The following is a 15478-nucleotide window of genomic DNA, read 5'->3' on the forward strand; positions in this document are numbered from 1 at the left end:
ATATGTTTTGATCCAATATCTGGTCTTAAACTTGTTTTCCCTTTGGTTTTAATTTTTCCCGAGCTAAGCACTCGGGATTTTTTATTTGTGATTGAGAGCAGGGGGCTTCATCATCAAGGTAAGACCTAAAATCACGACCACAGGCGCGGCAATAATCAAAAATGCAGGGGTGAAACTCCCTGTGAAATCTTTTATTGCACCAGCAATAAAAGGTGCTAAACATGCAACGGTTGAAATTAAATTCACCACAGAGAAAAGTTCTAGGTATGGGCCTCGACCAAAATAATTTGAAAGCAAAACACTTGATGCCAAAAAAGTCATGCCATAGCCAATACCAACGCATAACACAAACAAGATTAGCCATAGCCATGATGTGGCAATACTGAGGAAAATAACACCTAATACCATGGTAATTAGGCTACCAATTAATAGTCTCTTTGGTTCTAGCCATTCCCCAGCAGCCCCACCAATAAGCCTTGAGAATGCATTAACAAATGCCATTGTGCTTAACAATGAAACCGCCACAGTCATGCCAAAACCACGCTCTTCAATATGGGCAACAGCAAAGCTATTAACGGTAATACCACACCATAAAAATGAGGTATAGGTTGCAGCAATTAAGTAAAACTGCCATGTGCGCAGTGCTCTACCGACTGTCCAAACCTCTGCAGTACGATAAATAGGTTTACTCGCATCACTCACTTGTTTTTGCATCACTTTTTTTGCGTGTTCTTGTTCTTGTTTTCCTTCACGCAGCATAAAAATAGTGATTAACGTGACAATGCTAAGATAAACGGCACATAGAACCCAATGCATACGCCAAGAGCCTAATTGGTTTGAGGCGTAAAAGTAAATCCAAGGGCCTGCAACCCCTCCCAAGCCCCCTATGGTGAAATATAACCCAAAGGCAAGGGATTGTTTTTCAAATAGCCGCGAAAGAACGTAAGTCCCAGGAACTGTGGCGAGTAAGGTGAAACCAATACCAATTAATGCGGTGCCTAAAAAATAGGTGCTGATGGCTTGTGTGGAATAAAGACTATAAAAGCCCGCAACAAAGACACTGGTACCTAGCAATAAAGTGGCCCGTACACCGACTTTACGGATCAGTAGAGAAGGGAGAAAACTCGCAAGCCCGCAAGTTAAGCCCAGTAGCGTAAAACCAAATCCAGCCTCACTCCAACTCCATTTGAGCTCACTTATCATCTCAGGCAAAACCACACCAAGAGATGTAAAGGTGGTTGCAGTGGCTAAAAAATAAACCAGCCCTAATAGAACAAGAATGCACCACTGATAAAACGGACTAAAAGGCTGCGAGGACATATTGACTCCAGTAATGCCGCACACCTTAAATCAGGATATTTGTTTTCTGGATGACGGCGAAAATAGCATAATGCCCGAAAATAGGTTCGGGCATCGAATAGGGCTATTTTCCCTATTTATTGATGAGAGTACCAGTCTAATTTTGCATTTGCCCACTCAATGCCACTTTTGTACTCATTTGGTAAAAGTGGAACTAAAGCAGTAAGTGTTGCAGATAATTGATTGCAGTCGCGATGAGAAAGGTTTAAATGACCCACTTTACGAGCAGGGCGCACCTCTTTTTCATACCAGTGAAGGTGAACTAGGGGTAAATTTAACCAGTTTATATTTACATCCGTACCAATTAAATTGACCATAACAGCAGGGCTATACACTTCAGGAGATGGCATTGGCAGGTTTAAAATGGCACGTAGATGTAACTCAAATTGGCTAATGGATGCGCCATTTTGTGTCCAATGACCGCTATTATGGACGCGAGGCGCAATTTCGTTAATCAGTAGGTTATCGCCCACGACAAAACATTCCATTGCCATCACACCAATATAACCTAACTCATCCATGACTGCGCTGAGCATGGCTTGAGCTTGTTCCTGCTGCGGGTTAGTTGACTTAGGGAAGGCTACACTTGTCCGCAAAATACCTTCTTGGTGTAAATTATGGGTAATCGGGTAAAAAACGGATTTCCCTTCTGCATTTCGGGCACCAATGACAGACACTTCCGCGTCAAAAGGGATGCCTTGTTCAACGATGCACTCGCCGTAAATTTCAGCGGGCAAATCTTTTTCATCACCAGGGCGAACACGCCATTGACCACGCCCGTCATAGCCGCCAGTTCTGCGTTTTACAATGAGGAAATCACCTAAAGTTGCAAATAATTCAGGCCATTGTTCAGGAGATTCTAATAATGCCCAAGGTGCAGTGGAAAGTTGCAAGCTATCAAATAAGCTTTTTTGTGGGAACCTATCCGCTAAACGTGGAAAAATATCACGGTTAATAAAGGCATTATGGCGAGCTAATTCTTTTGTCAGAGGTGTTTCTGGCCAGCGTTCAATTTCAGCGGTGATAACGCTTTGCTGATAAGGAACCGCTTCCGGCTCTGCATCAAGCCCAACAGGAAAAACGGCGATACCTAATGGCTCACCCGCTTGACGCAGCATGCGGCCTAGTTGGCCATTACCAAGCACACAAACGGGTTTCATTATGCTTCCCTCGGGTCAGGGTTGTTCAGCACATCATTGGTTTGAGCTTCACGCCATGCGGCAAGGCGGTTGAAAATAGCAGTATCACTTATCGCTAATACCTGAGCGGCTAACAGCGCTGCGTTTGCTGCACCTGCTTTACCGATTGCTAGCGTGCCGACAGGGATGCCTTTAGGCATTTGAACGATGGAGTATAGGCTGTCGACACCACTGAGAGCAGCGCTTTGTACTGGTACACCAAAGACAGGCACTAAGGTTTTCGCAGCTAGCATACCTGGTAAATGCGCTGCGCCACCTGCACCCGCAATAATCACATCAAACCCATTCTTTTTTGCATTTTCAGCAAAGGAAAATAACTTATCAGGGGTACGGTGTGCAGAGACTATTTCGACATGGAAAGGGAGTTGCAGTTCAGTCAACACATCAGCGGCATGCTGCATGGTTGCCCAGTCACTTTTTGAACCCATAACAATGGCGATTTTTGCCGCAGATTGAACAGTCATTTAGTGCTTTCCTGTAGTGAAAAAAACATGACCCGAAGATGGGGGAAATTGAATTGCGGTGATCATATCATGGTAATGCAGCAAGGAAAACGTTTGCGTGGTTAATAAGTAAGCAAACGGTCGAGTTTGCGACCAAGAACTTTTACGGAGTTATTCGAAGGGAAAGAAAATTAGCTCAACGCCTTGTTCATTAATGACAAAGGCTGAACCTTCATGGTGCCATGCCCCTAGTACGCCACGATAATGCAACTTACCATTGATATTTATTTCGTGAATTGCAGGGCGGTGGGTGTGACCATGGATAAGCCATTGAGCTTGGTGTTTTTTCATCACGTTACTTACCGCTTGGGGATTCACATCCATGATGGATTCAGTTTTCATGCTGCTAGCATATTGGCTGTTCTTGCGCATCTTTTGCGCTATTCTACGGCGAATAAACAGCGGCAGCAAAAGGAATACCCGTTGGATCCATGGGGTATGAACTTTTTTGCGATAATTTTGATAGGCGGCATCATCTGTACATAAGGTATCACCGTGCATGATGAGAATGCGTTTGTTATTCAGCTTTAGCAATGTTTCTTGCGGTAAAATGGTCATGCCACACTGTTTAGCATAGCGTTTGCCAATCAAAAAATCGCGATTGCCATGGATGAAATAACAGGGAATACCAAGATTGGTGAGTTGTTTTAGTTCGTTTGCCACAAGCTGATGAAGTGGATTGTCATCATCATCGCCCACCCAATAATTGAAAAAATCACCGAGAATGTACAGGCTTTCGGCATGGATGGCTTGCTGTTGAATAAAGTTGATAAAACCGGCGGTGATCGCCGGTTCATCTTCACTTAAATGCAAATCTGCAATGATATAAGTGGACATGCGTCAGGTTTACTCGCTGACAGTCACTTTTTCAATGATAACGTCTTCACGTGGAACGTCTTGGTGGAAACCGCTACGGCCAGTTGAGACGCCTTTGATTTTGTCAACAACGTCCATGCCTTCAACCACTTCAGCAAATACGCAGTAGCCCCAGCCATCTGGACGCTCTGAACGGAAGTTTAAGAAGTCGTTGTCAGCAACGTTGATAAAGAACTGTGCTGTTGCTGAATGAGGGTCGTTAGTACGCGCCATTGCTAAGGTACCGCGGCTGTTTTTTAAACCGTTGTTAGCTTCGTTTTTGATAGGTGCTTTAGTGTCTTTTTGTTCCATGCCTGGCTCAAAACCACCGCCTTGGATCATGAAACCATTAATAACACGATGGAAAATGGTATTATTGTAAAAACCTTCACGGCAGTAAGTTAAAAAGTTTTCGACTGTAACGGGTGCTTTATCGTCAAACGTTTTGATAACAATGTCACCGTGATTGGTATGAAATGTAACCATAATAGCTATCCTGAATAATTGTTTTTTGTGCGCTAACTTGCGAAAGCGTTGAGATCAGCACGTTTATATCACAGATAAAACCTGACTTGAAGCGGAAGGAAGCTTAGTGGGTAGTTTATAGCATAATAGGTGTGTATTAAACCTAATGAATAAACTGAAAAGGAAGCGGGGTAAACCCTTGCATTCTTAAGGTGATCGGGGTTCAATAACATGATATTTTATCGGTAGAAATCGATAATCATTTTTCAAATAAATGGAAAAGTTCAGATGCTACAAATTTTTAATACACTAAGTCGTCAAAAAGAAGAGTTTAAGCCCATCCACGCAGGGAAGATTGGGATGTATGTGTGTGGCATCACTATCTACGACTTGTGTCATATCGGCCACGGCCGTACATTTGTGGCATTTGATGCAATTAGCCGCTATTTGCGTTATTTGGGTTACGACTTAAATTATGTGCGCAACGTCACCGATATTGACGATAAAATCATTAAACGTGCAGCAGAAAATAATGAAAGTGTTGAAGAGCTAACAACGCGTATGCTGGCTGAAATGCATAAAGATTTCGATGCATTGAATATTTTACGCCCTGATAGCGAACCACGAGCAACCCGTCATATTGGTGAAATTATTGAATTAACCCAAAGCTTGATTGAGCGTGGTCATGCTTATGTCGCTGCGAATGGCGATGTCATGTTTGAGGTGAAAACCGACCCAAATTATGGCCTGTTATCCCGCCAAGATTTAGAGCAGTTGCAAGCAGGTGCTCGTGTCGAAGTGGCTGATGTAAAGCGCAACCCAATGGACTTCGTCTTGTGGAAAATGTCTAAAGAAGGCGAACCAAGCTGGGAATCCCCATGGGGCTTAGGCCGCCCAGGTTGGCATATTGAATGTTCGGCAATGAACAGTAAAACGTTAGGCAACCATTTTGATATTCACGGTGGCGGCTCAGATTTAATGTTTCCACACCATGAAAATGAAATTGCACAATCTACCTGTGCTCATGATGGCCCTTATGTGAATTACTGGATGCACTCCGGTATGGTCATGGTTGATAGAGAGAAAATGTCTAAGTCTCTCAATAATTTCTTCACTATTCGTGACGTACTTGAGTATTACGATGCAGAAACAGTGCGTTATTTTCTGTTATCAGGCCATTACCGTAGTCAACTTAACTATACAGAAGAAAACTTAAAACAAGCACGCACCGCACTTGAGCGCATGTATACGGCATTACGCGGTACTGATAAGTCGGCAGTTCCTGCTGGTGGTGATGAATTTAAAGCACGTTTCATTGAAGCGATGAATGACGACTTTAACACACCAGAAGCTTATTCCGTGTTGTTTGACATGGTACGTGAAGTTAACCGTCTGAAATCAGAAGATATGCCTGCAGCCAATGCGATGGCGGCACAACTTCGTGAACTGGCTGGCGTTCTTGGTTTGTTAGAACAAGACCCAGAAAGTTTCTTAAAAGGCGGCGCACAAACTGAAGATGATGCGGAAGTGGCAAAAATCGAGGCATTAATTCAACAACGCCTAGATGCACGCCAAAATAAAGATTGGGCGCAAGCAGATGCGGCTCGTGATGAGCTGACAGCTATGGGGATTGTGCTTGAAGACGGGGCTACTGGTACTACGTGGCGTCGCAAATAATACGCGTCATATTTCGTGCTGTGGCGGTGTTGCCATCACTTGGCTACTTGGGTCACATACTTTTGTATGCTCCCCAAGTTATCCGCGTTCGGCGCCTAGCCACAACACGAACTATTTAGCGTATTAATAAGAGTCATATTCATACTGTGGTGGTGTTGCCATCACTTGGCTGCTTGGGTCACATACTTTTGTATGCTCCCCAAGTTATCCTTTCGAGTACTGATGGACTTAAAAAATCCTGCATATTTAAACGGTTAGATATTGATATCTAACCGTTTTTTATTTTTAGTGTGAAATAAAAGCCCCCCTGTTAAGGGGGGAATAAGACTACCAACAGGGACTAGGAATGGAACTTAAATCTGAGTGCTTAAGCGGTACTTGCCATTTCTTGTTGAGCTTCTTTGGGCGTTGCTTTTTTGACAATGGCATAAAGCACACCAGAAACTACCGTACCAGCTACTATCGCGAATAAATACATCAATACATGATTAATCGCTCCGGGTATTAACAGCACAAATAAACCACCGTGAGGTGCCATCAACTGAATACCAAAGTACATGGATAGCGCCCCAGTTATTGCACCACCAATGATACAAACAGGAAGAACACGTATAGGGTCTTTGGCGGCAAACGGAATTGCGCCTTCTGAAATAAAACATAAACCGAGAACAAAAGAGGCTTTACCTGCTTCGCGTTCAGCGGGAACAAATTTATGTCTCGCTATTAATGTGGCAATCCCCATTGCCAGTGGCGGCACCATACCTGCAGCCATAATTGCTGCCATTGGTGCGTAGGTTTGTGAACTTAATAGGCCGACACCAAAGGCGTAAGCAGCTTTGTTGACCGGGCCTCCCATATCCGTACACATCATGGCACCTAGTATTGCGCCTAAGATCACTGCATTGGTGGTTCCCATGGTATTTAGCCAGTTGGTTAACCAGTCCATCAACCAAGCTACAGGGTGACCAATCACATAGATCATGGCTAAACCGGTAAATAAAGTCGAAATCAATGGCACGATTAAAATCGGTTTTAACGCTTCCATTGTTTGCGGTAATTTTAATCGAGTGCTAATAAAGTGAGCACTGTAGCCCGCAAGGAAACCAGAAATGATCCCGCCTAAAAAACCCGCACCTAAAGTGGTCGCAAGTACCCCACCGACTAAACCTGGGGTTAGCCCCGTTCTGTCAGCAATAGAATAAGCGATATAACCTGATAGTACAGGCACCATTAACGCAAGGGCTGTTTGCCCACCAATTAGGCTAAGCGCCCAGGCCAGAGAGCCTTCTACATTGGATGCATCTAAACCAAAAGCAAATGAAAGTGCAGTACACAATCCGCCTGCGACAACCATCGGGAGCATATAAGACACACCTGTGAGTAAGTGCTTATAGACTCCGCGCTTTTCGCTGGATTGGCTTGATTGTGATGAGTTTTTGCCATTTTGTGGCGAAAATGTACTCGCCTCCTTTATCGCTCTATCTAATTCCTGTGCTGTTTTCTTCAATGCTGCACTGGTAGAGGTGCGGTACATTGGCTTTCCCGCAAATTTATCCACATTGACTTCGATATCAGCAGCGACAATGACTAAATCAGCTTGTGCAATTTCTTCTGGTGTAATTTCATTTCCAACCCCTACAGAACCACGGGTTTCTACTTTGATATTCCAGCCTCGTTTTTTTGCTTCAGCTTCAAGTGCTTCTGCGGACATATAAGTGTGAGCAACCCCTGTAGGGCAAGCTGTAACCGCTAATATAGAGACAGTTTTTGTGTGCTGCGGTTCGGCAATTTGTTGTTCACAAAGCGTGGCTTCATTAATTGCTGATGTCAAGAATTCAGCAGGTTGCCTAACAGCGACATCGGGGTGGCCGAAATAGATTTTTTTGTCTGCACAATTGAAATCTTCAGGCAACTGAGTGTCAAAACAAATCACAATGTCAGCATCAGTAAGCTGTTCAGTGAAGGTGATATTTTGTAAGGCAGATACATTCTTTAAGGCATCGATGGCTAGCCAGCAAATAGCAGGGCCTTGCTGGTGGCTTGGAGCGATTAATATTTTCATGTTTTTCATCCTCATTGAGCCGTAAACGGTTGTAAGTCAACCTTTGTCATCATATGTGCAAGTTGCGCTCGGTCTGTGATACCGACATTGGGTTGGGAGACTGCAAGTGCAGAAATGGCAGTAGCTAAGCGTAGTGTGTGCTCACTTGTCTGCCTCATCATTAGCCCGTAAATTAACCCTCCTACCATTGAGTCCCCTGCGCCAACGGTGCTGATAACGTCACATTCAGGTGGTTTAGCAAACCAAGCGCCTGATGAATTGACCCACATGGCACCTTTTTCGCCTAAAGAAACCACCACATGGGCAATACCTTGTTGGCGAAGTTGATTTGCGGCATCAACAATATCTTGATGAGTCGGAAGAGATTTTCCTGCCCAAATTTCAAGCTCACGATGATTAGGTTTTACTAACCAAGGAGAAGCTTTGAGTCCAGCAACAAAAGCTTCACGGCTACTATCAAAAATGACACACATGCATTGTTCTCTAAGGCGTAACATCCATTGAGTAAAATCTTTTAAATCAACGCCTTGAGGTAAGCTTCCACTGACGCAAATCATATCAAACTGACCCGCCCAGCTGAGTGAGTCGGTGACGAAACGTTGCCAATCCGCTTTAGTGACACTGAAGCCTGAAAAGTTAAAATCGGTAACTGCACCGGTGTGCTCTGTCAGTTTTACATTGATACGGGTGCGGCCTTCGACAACCTGAAAGCGGTTAGCAATTCCTGTTTCGCTGAACGCTTTTTGGAAACCATCTTGGTTTTCTTTGCCTAAAAAACCACCAACAGTGACATCAATCCCTAAATTTTTAAGCACTTTGGCCACATTTATGCCTTTTCCAGCGGCATGAAGCCCAGCAGTTTTGACTAAATTCACATCACCTCGATGAATATCAGGTAAAAGCCCAACCAAATCATAGGCGGGGTTTAACGTGATGGTTGCGACTCTTCTGCTCATGCGATTTCTTCTCCAAGTCCTGAGTTAATTGCCTCGCCAATGGTAACGATAGCTTCTTGTGCATCTGTACCTTCTGCGTGAATTCGTAAACGGTGCCCACATTTAGCGCCTAAACTGACGATTTTCATTAAGCTGCGACCATTTACGGGAGTCGCAGTACCATCAAGATTACTCACAGTAATAGTGCTTTCGAACTGCTTAATGGTGGTGACTAACTGGGTGCTCGGGCGCGTATGTAGCCCATGTGGATTAAGAACGGTGAAGTCCTGAGTGATTCCGGATGTACTTGATGATTCACTTTCCGTGTGTGAATCTTCACTACGCAATAAATTAACTAAACTGTTAACGTTACCATCTTTGTCAATTAGATTTAATTCTTTATTTTTCAATACATTATTTATTTTAAGTAAAAAAGTTTCTATCTGATAATTAGCGTAAGAGAGAGTGATTAGGGCGTTGACTGGGTTACCTTGAAAGCGAAATGTTTTTTTTACGGTCGTTATCGCAACCGCATTCTGAATATTTCCAATAAGGCTATCACTTAACCAAATACCTTGACCTAAATACGAAGGTGTTTGGGTGAGAACTTGGGTAATAAAGTCGGTACTAACAGCTTGGGCGTTTTGTAAGTTAATAATATTCTGTATTTTTAACGTGTTTATATTATCAACTTGAGCACTAACAGTGACCATTGAGTCATCAAGTTTCACTGGTTGAGTTTGACGTTCACCCATTAGAAGTTGCTTTAAGGCTTCAGGGGTGTCAGCTTTGGCCATCGCGTCAGCTGTGTGCTCATCACTGATAATGTGGGTTAACTGGCGAAGTAATTCGAGATGTTCATTGGATTGAGCCGCAATGCCAATAACAATATAAGCAGTTTGGTTATCACCCCAGTCAATACCATTAGGGAATTGGAAAACCGCAAAACCTGTTTTCAACACTTGGTCTCGTGTCTGCGTTGTCCCGTGTGGGATAGCGATGCCATTTCCTAAAAAGGTAGGAGCTTGGGTTTCTCGGTTAAGCATTCCTTGTGCGTAACCGCTTTTTGCATAACCTGCATTTTCGAGAGCCTTAGCGACTTGTTCTATTGCATTTTTTTTATCAGATGCAGCAGCTGCAAGGTGGATATCGCTTATTGGTAAGTTAAACATAATTTCTCCTGATTATTATTTATTGCCGGATCAGCCAGAAGACTTGCAAGCGGATCTGATTGTTTGTTAATCATGTTATCGTTAACAAGGTTAGCTGAATCGTTTAGTCTTGTCTATGTCGCTAAGGTACGAAATACAAAAAATGAGAGCTAAGTTAAATTTTTTAAGGAAGGAAACTGAGTGTGTTTTATCTGCTTTATGGCAAAGCTGAAGTAATTGCTGAAGTTTTTTATATATGTAAAACAATAAATTAAGTTATCAATATGTTTGATTATTTGAATGCTTAATACACTAAATATGGCTAAAGAAAAATCTTCTAAAACGTCAAAATAGCTTTGATCGTCTTACAATAAATCGGGTTATTTTGAACAAAGGGGGATAGGGAGGTGGTTATTTATTATGCAAAGGGAGGTAAGCTGAAATTTTTCAGCTTACCTAAATGTATTATTCTACAACTTTGATTTTTTGGCTGCCCATTGAAACGATTTTACCCGCTACAATTTTACAGCGTTTGCGTGTTTCGACCACACCATCAACTTCAACTAAGCCATCTGCAATCATGGCTTTTGCCATTGCACCGCTTTCCGCCCAGCCTTCAATTTTTAGCAAATCACACAGTTCGACGTGTGGGTGCCCATTTAAATTGAATATATCCATGATTACTCCAAAATTACATTAAATATCGTGGTACTCTTCACATGCCTGAAGGGTGTTTTGAATTAAAGTCGCAACAGTCATTGGGCCAACACCACCAGGCACAGGGGTGATCCAAGCGGCATTTTTCGCGGCTTCGTCAAAATCGACATCTCCTGTGACTTTACCGCTATCTAAGCGGTTGATACCGACATCGACCACAATCGCGCCAGGTTTAATCCATTCACCAGGAATAAAATTGGGTTTCCCCACTGCGACAACAACTAAATCAGCATGGCGAACGTGGTGTTCTAAATCTTTGGTAAAGCGATGCGTTACTGTTGTAGTGCAACCTGCCAGCAAAAGCTCTAAGCTCATTGGACGACCAACAATATTGGATGCGCCAATAATTACAGCGTTTAAACCATAAGTGTTGATACCGCAGCGCTCAAGTAAAGTAACAATTCCTTTAGGGGTGCATGGGCGAAGGCGTGGCGCACGTTGGCACAAGCGGCCGACATTATACGGATGAAAACCATCAACATCTTTGTCTGGATGAATACGCTCAATGACTTTGACGTTATCAATTCCCGCAGGTAATGGTAGTTGAACTAAAATTCCATCAATTTCAGTATCTTGATTTAAATCATCAATTAATTTGAGTAATTCAGCTTCTGTTGTTGTATCTGGTAAATCATAAGAACGTGAAATAAAGCCGACTTCTTCACAAGCGCGGCGTTTGCTGCCGACATAGATTTGTGACGCGGGGTTAGCGCCGACTAAAATCACAGCAAGCCCAGGAGCGCGTTTTCCTTGTTCTAAACGTAATTGTACTTTTTGGGCAACTTCTTGCCTAATTGTCTGCGCAATCGTTTTCCCATCAATAATTTTTGCTAACATCTGTAACTTAATCCATATATGAGACACGGTAATGTCTCTATTTTGTCAGAAGTTAACGTCATTGTCAGTTCAAACTATTACATAAAATGAGCATATAGTTATTTTAGTAGCGAAAAGCCATTGACTCAGCGCGCAGCAACCGTATAATTCAACGCCATCAGCCAGATAGGCTGCCCGCATTATCAATGCGCCCTTAGCTCAGTTGGATAGAGCAACGGCCTTCTAAGCCGTAGGTCACAGGTTCGAATCCTGTAGGGCGTACCATTAATTTTCAATCACTTACCATCATTTAAAATTCTTCGCTCTTTCTAATTGGGACGTATTTGGGGCTAAGTGCCAAAAATAGTGTCTATTTTCTTTGCGTATTCAGTTAAATGATTAGGCAATAAATAAGCATATTTTCTCACCACATCAACCGATTATCTCTGCTTCCTAATTTTCCTATTCTCTATTTTGTATACAGCAGCATAGATTTTAGTTTTATACTTTCAAAGAGGTTTAAGCTATGAATGTGTGAGGTTAATTTGAGACATACGATATTATAAATGCAAGGAATGCTATTGCTGAAATAATACATAAAGAGAGAATGACTCTAATGAATGCCCAGAATGAATTAGATTTGCCTATCCTCCAAAAGCATAAAAATACTGAAATGATCAGTATGAGTTGAATAAAATACAATCCAAAAATTGAGTTCATTTCTATCCTTGTGAGTTTAATAATTCGAGCCAGTATTAGTATACATAAGCTAACTTATATCAAATTATTTATGTGTTCATATTGATTGATATATATGTTTTGGTGTATATGTATGAGTGTTTATTTGAATAAATTGTTAGTCTGGGATTTACATGGAACCATTACAACTGTTTAAAATTTTAGGTGACCAAACAAGGCTGGATATCGTGTTGCTTTTGAAAGCATCTGGTGAGCTATGTGTCTGTGATATCTATACGGCCTTGAATTTATCGCAACCAAAGACTTCTCGACACCTAGCAATGCTAAGAGAATCAGGTCTTTTGCTCGATTCAAAACATGGTAAATGGGTTCATTATCGATTATCTCCAGCATTACTACCGTGGGTGAAAAGTATCATTGATGTCACCTATGCCACAGAGAAAAATAAAGTTGCAGATTTACTCAAAAGCTTAGAGACAAAAGAACCTGTGAGTCGTTGTTCGCTATAAAATTTTTTAAATTAACGTATATGAAAAATCATATATTTATATTCGAGTGGGGAATTTAATAAGGCCGATTAATTAGCCAATTTATTTCAGGATGAGCAAAAAAGTATCTTCCTGTTCCTTTTCATGAGGTTGTTATGTTTATTGCCGCTTTAATTTTTATTTTAACGATCACCTTTGTTATTTGGCAGCCCAAAGGACTGGGTATTGGTTGGAGTGCAACAGCAGGGGCCGTTTTAGCCCTTATTTTTGGTGTCATTAGTTTTCAAGATATTCCTATAGTTTGGAATATTGTGTGGAATGCAACGGCGACATTTGTTGCAGTCATTATTATTAGCCTGCTGTTAGATGAAAGTGGTTTCTTTGAATGGGCTGCATTACATGTTGCCAAATGGGGTGGGGGTAAAGGAAAACTGTTATTCAGTTATATCGTGTTACTTGGTGCAACGGTTGCGGCCTTGTTTGCCAATGATGGCGCAGCATTGATATTAACGCCCATTGTGATTGCGATGTTATTGGCACTTGGTTTTAACAAAGGCACGACATTAGCATTTGTCATGGCTGCTGGATTTATTGCAGATACGGCGAGCTTGCCGCTGATTGTTTCGAACCTCGTGAATATCGTTTCTGCGGACTTCTTTAATATTGGTTTTACAGAATATGCATCGATTATGGTGCCAGTGGATATTGCTGCAATTATTGCAACATTAGCGATGCTGCATTTGTTTTTCCGCAAAGATATTCCTAAACAATATGATGTTACCAAACTGAGTGAACCGACTTTAGCCATTAAGGACATGACAACGTTTAAAGCTGGTTGGTTAGTACTGGTGTTATTACTGGTTGGTTTTTTTGTTTTGGAGCCTTTGGGGATTCCGGTTAGTGCGATTGCCGCTATTGGTGCTCTGCTTCTTTGGGTGATTGCAGCCAGAGGCCATACGATTAATACCAAAAAAGTCTTACGCGGTGCACCGTGGCAAATCGTCATTTTCTCTTTAGGTATGTACTTGGTTGTTTATGGTTTAAGAAATGCAGGGTTAACCGATTATCTTTCTGAAACGCTCAATTACCTTGCCGATAAAGGGTTATGGGCAGCTACTCTAGGCACTGGATTTATTACCGCATTTTTATCATCCATAATGAATAACATGCCAACGGTATTAATTGGTGCGCTATCTATTGAAGGGAGTGATGCGACAGAGTTAATCCAACAGGCGATGGTTTATGCCAATGTGATTGGTGCCGATTTAGGGCCAAAAATTACACCAATTGGCAGCTTGGCAACATTGTTATGGTTGCATGTTTTATCACAAAAGAACATGACCATTACATGGGGATATTATTTCAAAACCGGGATTATCATGACTATCCCTGTGCTTATTGTCACACTTGTTGCTTTAGTGCTTCGACTTTCGCTGTCTAATTAAGGGGCATTCAATGAATGAGATCTCTATCTACCATAACCCCAATTGTGGCACTTCACGTAATACCCTTGCCATGATCCGCAATAATGGTATTGAGCCGACGATTATTTATTACCTAGAAACACCTCCGACTAAGGATGTGTTAGTGCAACTTATTGCTGATATGAAAATCACAGCGAGGGAGCTATTACGAAAAAATGTTGAGCCGTATGAGCAATTAAATTTAGAAAATAACCTTTATTCCGATGAGCAATTGATTGATTTTATGTTGCAGTACCCGATACTGATTAATAGGCCAATCGTCGTCACTCCGCTAGGTGTAAAGTTGTGTCGGCCTTCTGAGGTAGTGTTAGAGATATTACCTAATCCCCAACAAAGTGAATTTATCAAGGAAGATGGTCAAATAGTAATTGGTAGTACACGATATAAAAATGCAAATGGATAGGATTGAGTGTTGCTGGCAACTTTAACACTCTGTATGATTTTATGTTGAACCCTGTAGGGTATTTAAAATCAATAAGTTATATTCCTATGGGGAATATTCAGCTAGAAATTTAGGTCAAATAATGAATTTAATTAGTGATAGAGACTCATCATCTTACAAATAAGAAAAATATCAGTGAATTCATTATATTATCAAGGTGATTAATACCTATTACATTATAGATTTAAATAATAAATATGCTCCCCATCAACAATATTTCCTGTAAATTCAAAATCAAAGGATTGATAGAGGTTCTTTGCCACAATATTGTCTTCATTTAGCCCGAGAGTGATGCGCTGGATGCCTTCTGAATAGAGAAAATCCAATATTGCTTTAAATGACTTACGGCCTAGCCCTTTGCCAATGAATTTATAATCAAGCATATATCGGCAAAGCATCACTTCGTTTAAATTAGTGCTACTTATCTTATACATAAAAAAACCAATTATATTATTTTGAAAATATAAGGCTTTTGGGTAAAAGTTTGGGAAATAGCTCGCTTCTGCAATTGATGTCGCATTACAACAGATAAAATCCTCTAAGACAGTGGCGATCCCATCTGAATTAGAGGTTAATTCACAGACATCAAACAAATTGTCTTGGTCAATATTCTTTATGGTAACCAT

15 protein-coding genes and 1 tRNA gene are annotated in these 15478 nt (G+C 41.6%); 5 read left to right on the plus strand and 11 right to left on the minus strand.

What is annotated here, in order from left to right; genetic code table 11:
• Window positions 1–81 precede the first annotated feature (81 nt).
• The 5 genes from PSF28_RS13985 to ppiB form a co-directional block, all read right to left on the minus strand.
• Window positions 82–1320 (minus strand): MFS transporter, encoded by a 1239-nt coding sequence (locus PSF28_RS13985; RefSeq protein ID WP_272685219.1) that lies wholly within the window; start codon window positions 1318–1320, stop codon window positions 82–84.
• Window positions 1321–1436: 116 nt separating this feature from the next.
• The gene (purK, locus tag PSF28_RS13990; RefSeq protein ID WP_210837298.1) at window positions 1437–2519 is read right to left on the minus strand and encodes a 5-(carboxyamino)imidazole ribonucleotide synthase; all 1083 of its coding nucleotides are present in this window, start codon (window positions 2517–2519) and stop codon (window positions 1437–1439) included.
• On the minus strand, window positions 2519–3022 hold the full coding sequence (gene purE / locus PSF28_RS13995; RefSeq protein ID WP_210837296.1) for a 5-(carboxyamino)imidazole ribonucleotide mutase: 504 nt from the start codon (window positions 3020–3022) through the stop codon (window positions 2519–2521). Before purE ends, purK begins: the two co-directional genes overlap by 1 nt.
• A gap of 150 nt (window positions 3023–3172) precedes the next feature.
• Complete coding sequence (locus PSF28_RS14000) at window positions 3173–3898, minus strand: UDP-2,3-diacylglucosamine diphosphatase (protein ID WP_210837294.1); 726 nt, start codon at window positions 3896–3898, stop codon at window positions 3173–3175.
• Window positions 3899–3907: 9 nt separating this feature from the next.
• Window positions 3908–4402 carry a peptidylprolyl isomerase B gene (gene ppiB, locus PSF28_RS14005; protein ID WP_210837292.1) on the minus strand — a complete coding sequence of 165 codons (495 nt, stop codon included), beginning with the start codon at window positions 4400–4402 and terminating at the stop codon, window positions 3908–3910.
• Between the two features lie 267 nt (window positions 4403–4669).
• On the opposite strand from ppiB, the gene cysS reads away from it, so the two are divergent.
• Complete coding sequence (gene cysS, locus PSF28_RS14010; protein ID WP_210837290.1) at window positions 4670–6058, plus strand: cysteine--tRNA ligase; 1389 nt, start codon at window positions 4670–4672, stop codon at window positions 6056–6058.
• Window positions 6059–6425: 367 nt separating this feature from the next.
• On the opposite strand, the gene fruA is transcribed toward cysS, so the two are convergent.
• From fruA to folD, 5 genes are all read right to left on the minus strand, one after another.
• Entirely contained in the window at window positions 6426–8120 is a 1695-nt protein-coding gene (gene fruA, locus PSF28_RS14015; protein WP_272685220.1) for a PTS fructose transporter subunit IIBC, read from the minus strand.
• 11 nt (window positions 8121–8131) lie between these two features.
• Window positions 8132–9076: a 1-phosphofructokinase gene (gene fruK, locus PSF28_RS14020; protein ID WP_110732200.1), complete on the minus strand. Its 945-nt coding sequence runs from the start codon at window positions 9074–9076 to the stop codon at window positions 8132–8134.
• Window positions 9073–10227: a fused PTS fructose transporter subunit IIA/HPr protein gene (gene fruB, locus PSF28_RS14025; RefSeq protein WP_272685221.1), complete on the minus strand. Its 1155-nt coding sequence runs from the start codon at window positions 10225–10227 to the stop codon at window positions 9073–9075. Before fruB ends, fruK begins: the two co-directional genes overlap by 4 nt.
• 444 nt (window positions 10228–10671) lie before the next feature.
• Window positions 10672–10884, minus strand: coding sequence for a ribosome-associated protein YbcJ (gene ybcJ, locus PSF28_RS14030; RefSeq protein WP_004913522.1), 213 nt, complete (start codon window positions 10882–10884; stop codon window positions 10672–10674).
• 18 nt (window positions 10885–10902) lie between these two features.
• Window positions 10903–11760, minus strand: coding sequence for a bifunctional methylenetetrahydrofolate dehydrogenase/methenyltetrahydrofolate cyclohydrolase FolD (gene folD, locus PSF28_RS14035; protein ID WP_004913518.1), 858 nt, complete (start codon window positions 11758–11760; stop codon window positions 10903–10905).
• 187 nt (window positions 11761–11947) lie between these two features.
• Here folD and PSF28_RS14040 point away from each other — a divergent pair.
• The 4 genes from PSF28_RS14040 (at window position 11948) to arsC (ending at window position 14813) form a co-directional block, all read left to right on the plus strand.
• A tRNA-Arg gene (locus tag PSF28_RS14040) sits at window positions 11948–12024 on the plus strand.
• 587 nt (window positions 12025–12611) lie between these two features.
• A complete protein-coding gene (locus tag PSF28_RS14045) occupies window positions 12612–12947 on the plus strand; it encodes a metalloregulator ArsR/SmtB family transcription factor (protein WP_210840306.1) in 336 nt (111 codons plus the stop codon).
• Window positions 12948–13081: 134 nt separating this feature from the next.
• A complete protein-coding gene (locus PSF28_RS14050; RefSeq protein WP_210840305.1) occupies window positions 13082–14371 on the plus strand; it encodes an arsenic transporter in 1290 nt (429 codons plus the stop codon).
• Between the two features lie 10 nt (window positions 14372–14381).
• Window positions 14382–14813, plus strand: coding sequence for an arsenate reductase (glutaredoxin) (gene arsC, locus PSF28_RS14055; protein ID WP_210840304.1), 432 nt, complete (start codon window positions 14382–14384; stop codon window positions 14811–14813).
• Between the two features lie 215 nt (window positions 14814–15028).
• Here the strand turns inward: arsC and PSF28_RS14060 are convergent, their stop codons facing one another.
• Window positions 15029–15478 (minus strand): GNAT family N-acetyltransferase, encoded by a 450-nt coding sequence (locus PSF28_RS14060; RefSeq protein ID WP_272685222.1) that lies wholly within the window; start codon window positions 15476–15478, stop codon window positions 15029–15031.

Source organism: Providencia sp. PROV130 (assembly GCF_028482225.1).
Taxonomy (GTDB): Bacteria; Pseudomonadota; Gammaproteobacteria; order Enterobacterales; family Enterobacteriaceae; genus Providencia; species Providencia rettgeri.

Bases quoted from the DNA above. Each gene is read 5' to 3' on its own strand.
- purK (WP_210837298.1), bottom strand. From the start codon at position 2,519: ATGAAACCCGTTTGTGTGCTTGGTAATGGCCAACTAGGCCGCATGCTG.
- ppiB (WP_210837292.1), bottom strand. From the start codon at position 4,402: ATGGTTACATTTCATACCAATCACGGTGACATTGTTATCAAAACGTTT.
- ybcJ (WP_004913522.1), bottom strand. From the start codon at position 10,884: ATGGATATATTCAATTTAAATGGGCACCCACACGTCGAACTGTGTGAT.
- arsC (WP_210840304.1), top strand. From the start codon at position 14,382: ATGAATGAGATCTCTATCTACCATAACCCCAATTGTGGCACTTCACGT.
- fruB (WP_272685221.1), bottom strand. From the start codon at position 10,227: ATGTTTAACTTACCAATAAGCGATATCCACCTTGCAGCTGCTGCATCT.
- PSF28_RS13985 (WP_272685219.1), bottom strand. From the start codon at position 1,320: ATGTCCTCGCAGCCTTTTAGTCCGTTTTATCAGTGGTGCATTCTTGTT.
- PSF28_RS14045 (WP_210840306.1), top strand. From the start codon at position 12,612: ATGGAACCATTACAACTGTTTAAAATTTTAGGTGACCAAACAAGGCTG.
- PSF28_RS14000 (WP_210837294.1), bottom strand. From the start codon at position 3,898: ATGTCCACTTATATCATTGCAGATTTGCATTTAAGTGAAGATGAACCG.
- purE (WP_210837296.1), bottom strand. From the start codon at position 3,022: ATGACTGTTCAATCTGCGGCAAAAATCGCCATTGTTATGGGTTCAAAA.
- PSF28_RS14060 (WP_272685222.1), bottom strand. From the start codon at position 15,478: ATGGTTACCATAAAGAATATTGACCAAGACAATTTGTTTGATGTCTGT.
- fruK (WP_110732200.1), bottom strand. From the start codon at position 9,076: ATGAGCAGAAGAGTCGCAACCATCACGTTAAACCCCGCCTATGATTTG.
- cysS (WP_210837290.1), top strand. From the start codon at position 4,670: ATGCTACAAATTTTTAATACACTAAGTCGTCAAAAAGAAGAGTTTAAG.
- fruA (WP_272685220.1), bottom strand. From the start codon at position 8,120: ATGAAAATATTAATCGCTCCAAGCCACCAGCAAGGCCCTGCTATTTGC.
- PSF28_RS14050 (WP_210840305.1), top strand. From the start codon at position 13,082: ATGTTTATTGCCGCTTTAATTTTTATTTTAACGATCACCTTTGTTATT.
- folD (WP_004913518.1), bottom strand. From the start codon at position 11,760: ATGTTAGCAAAAATTATTGATGGGAAAACGATTGCGCAGACAATTAGG.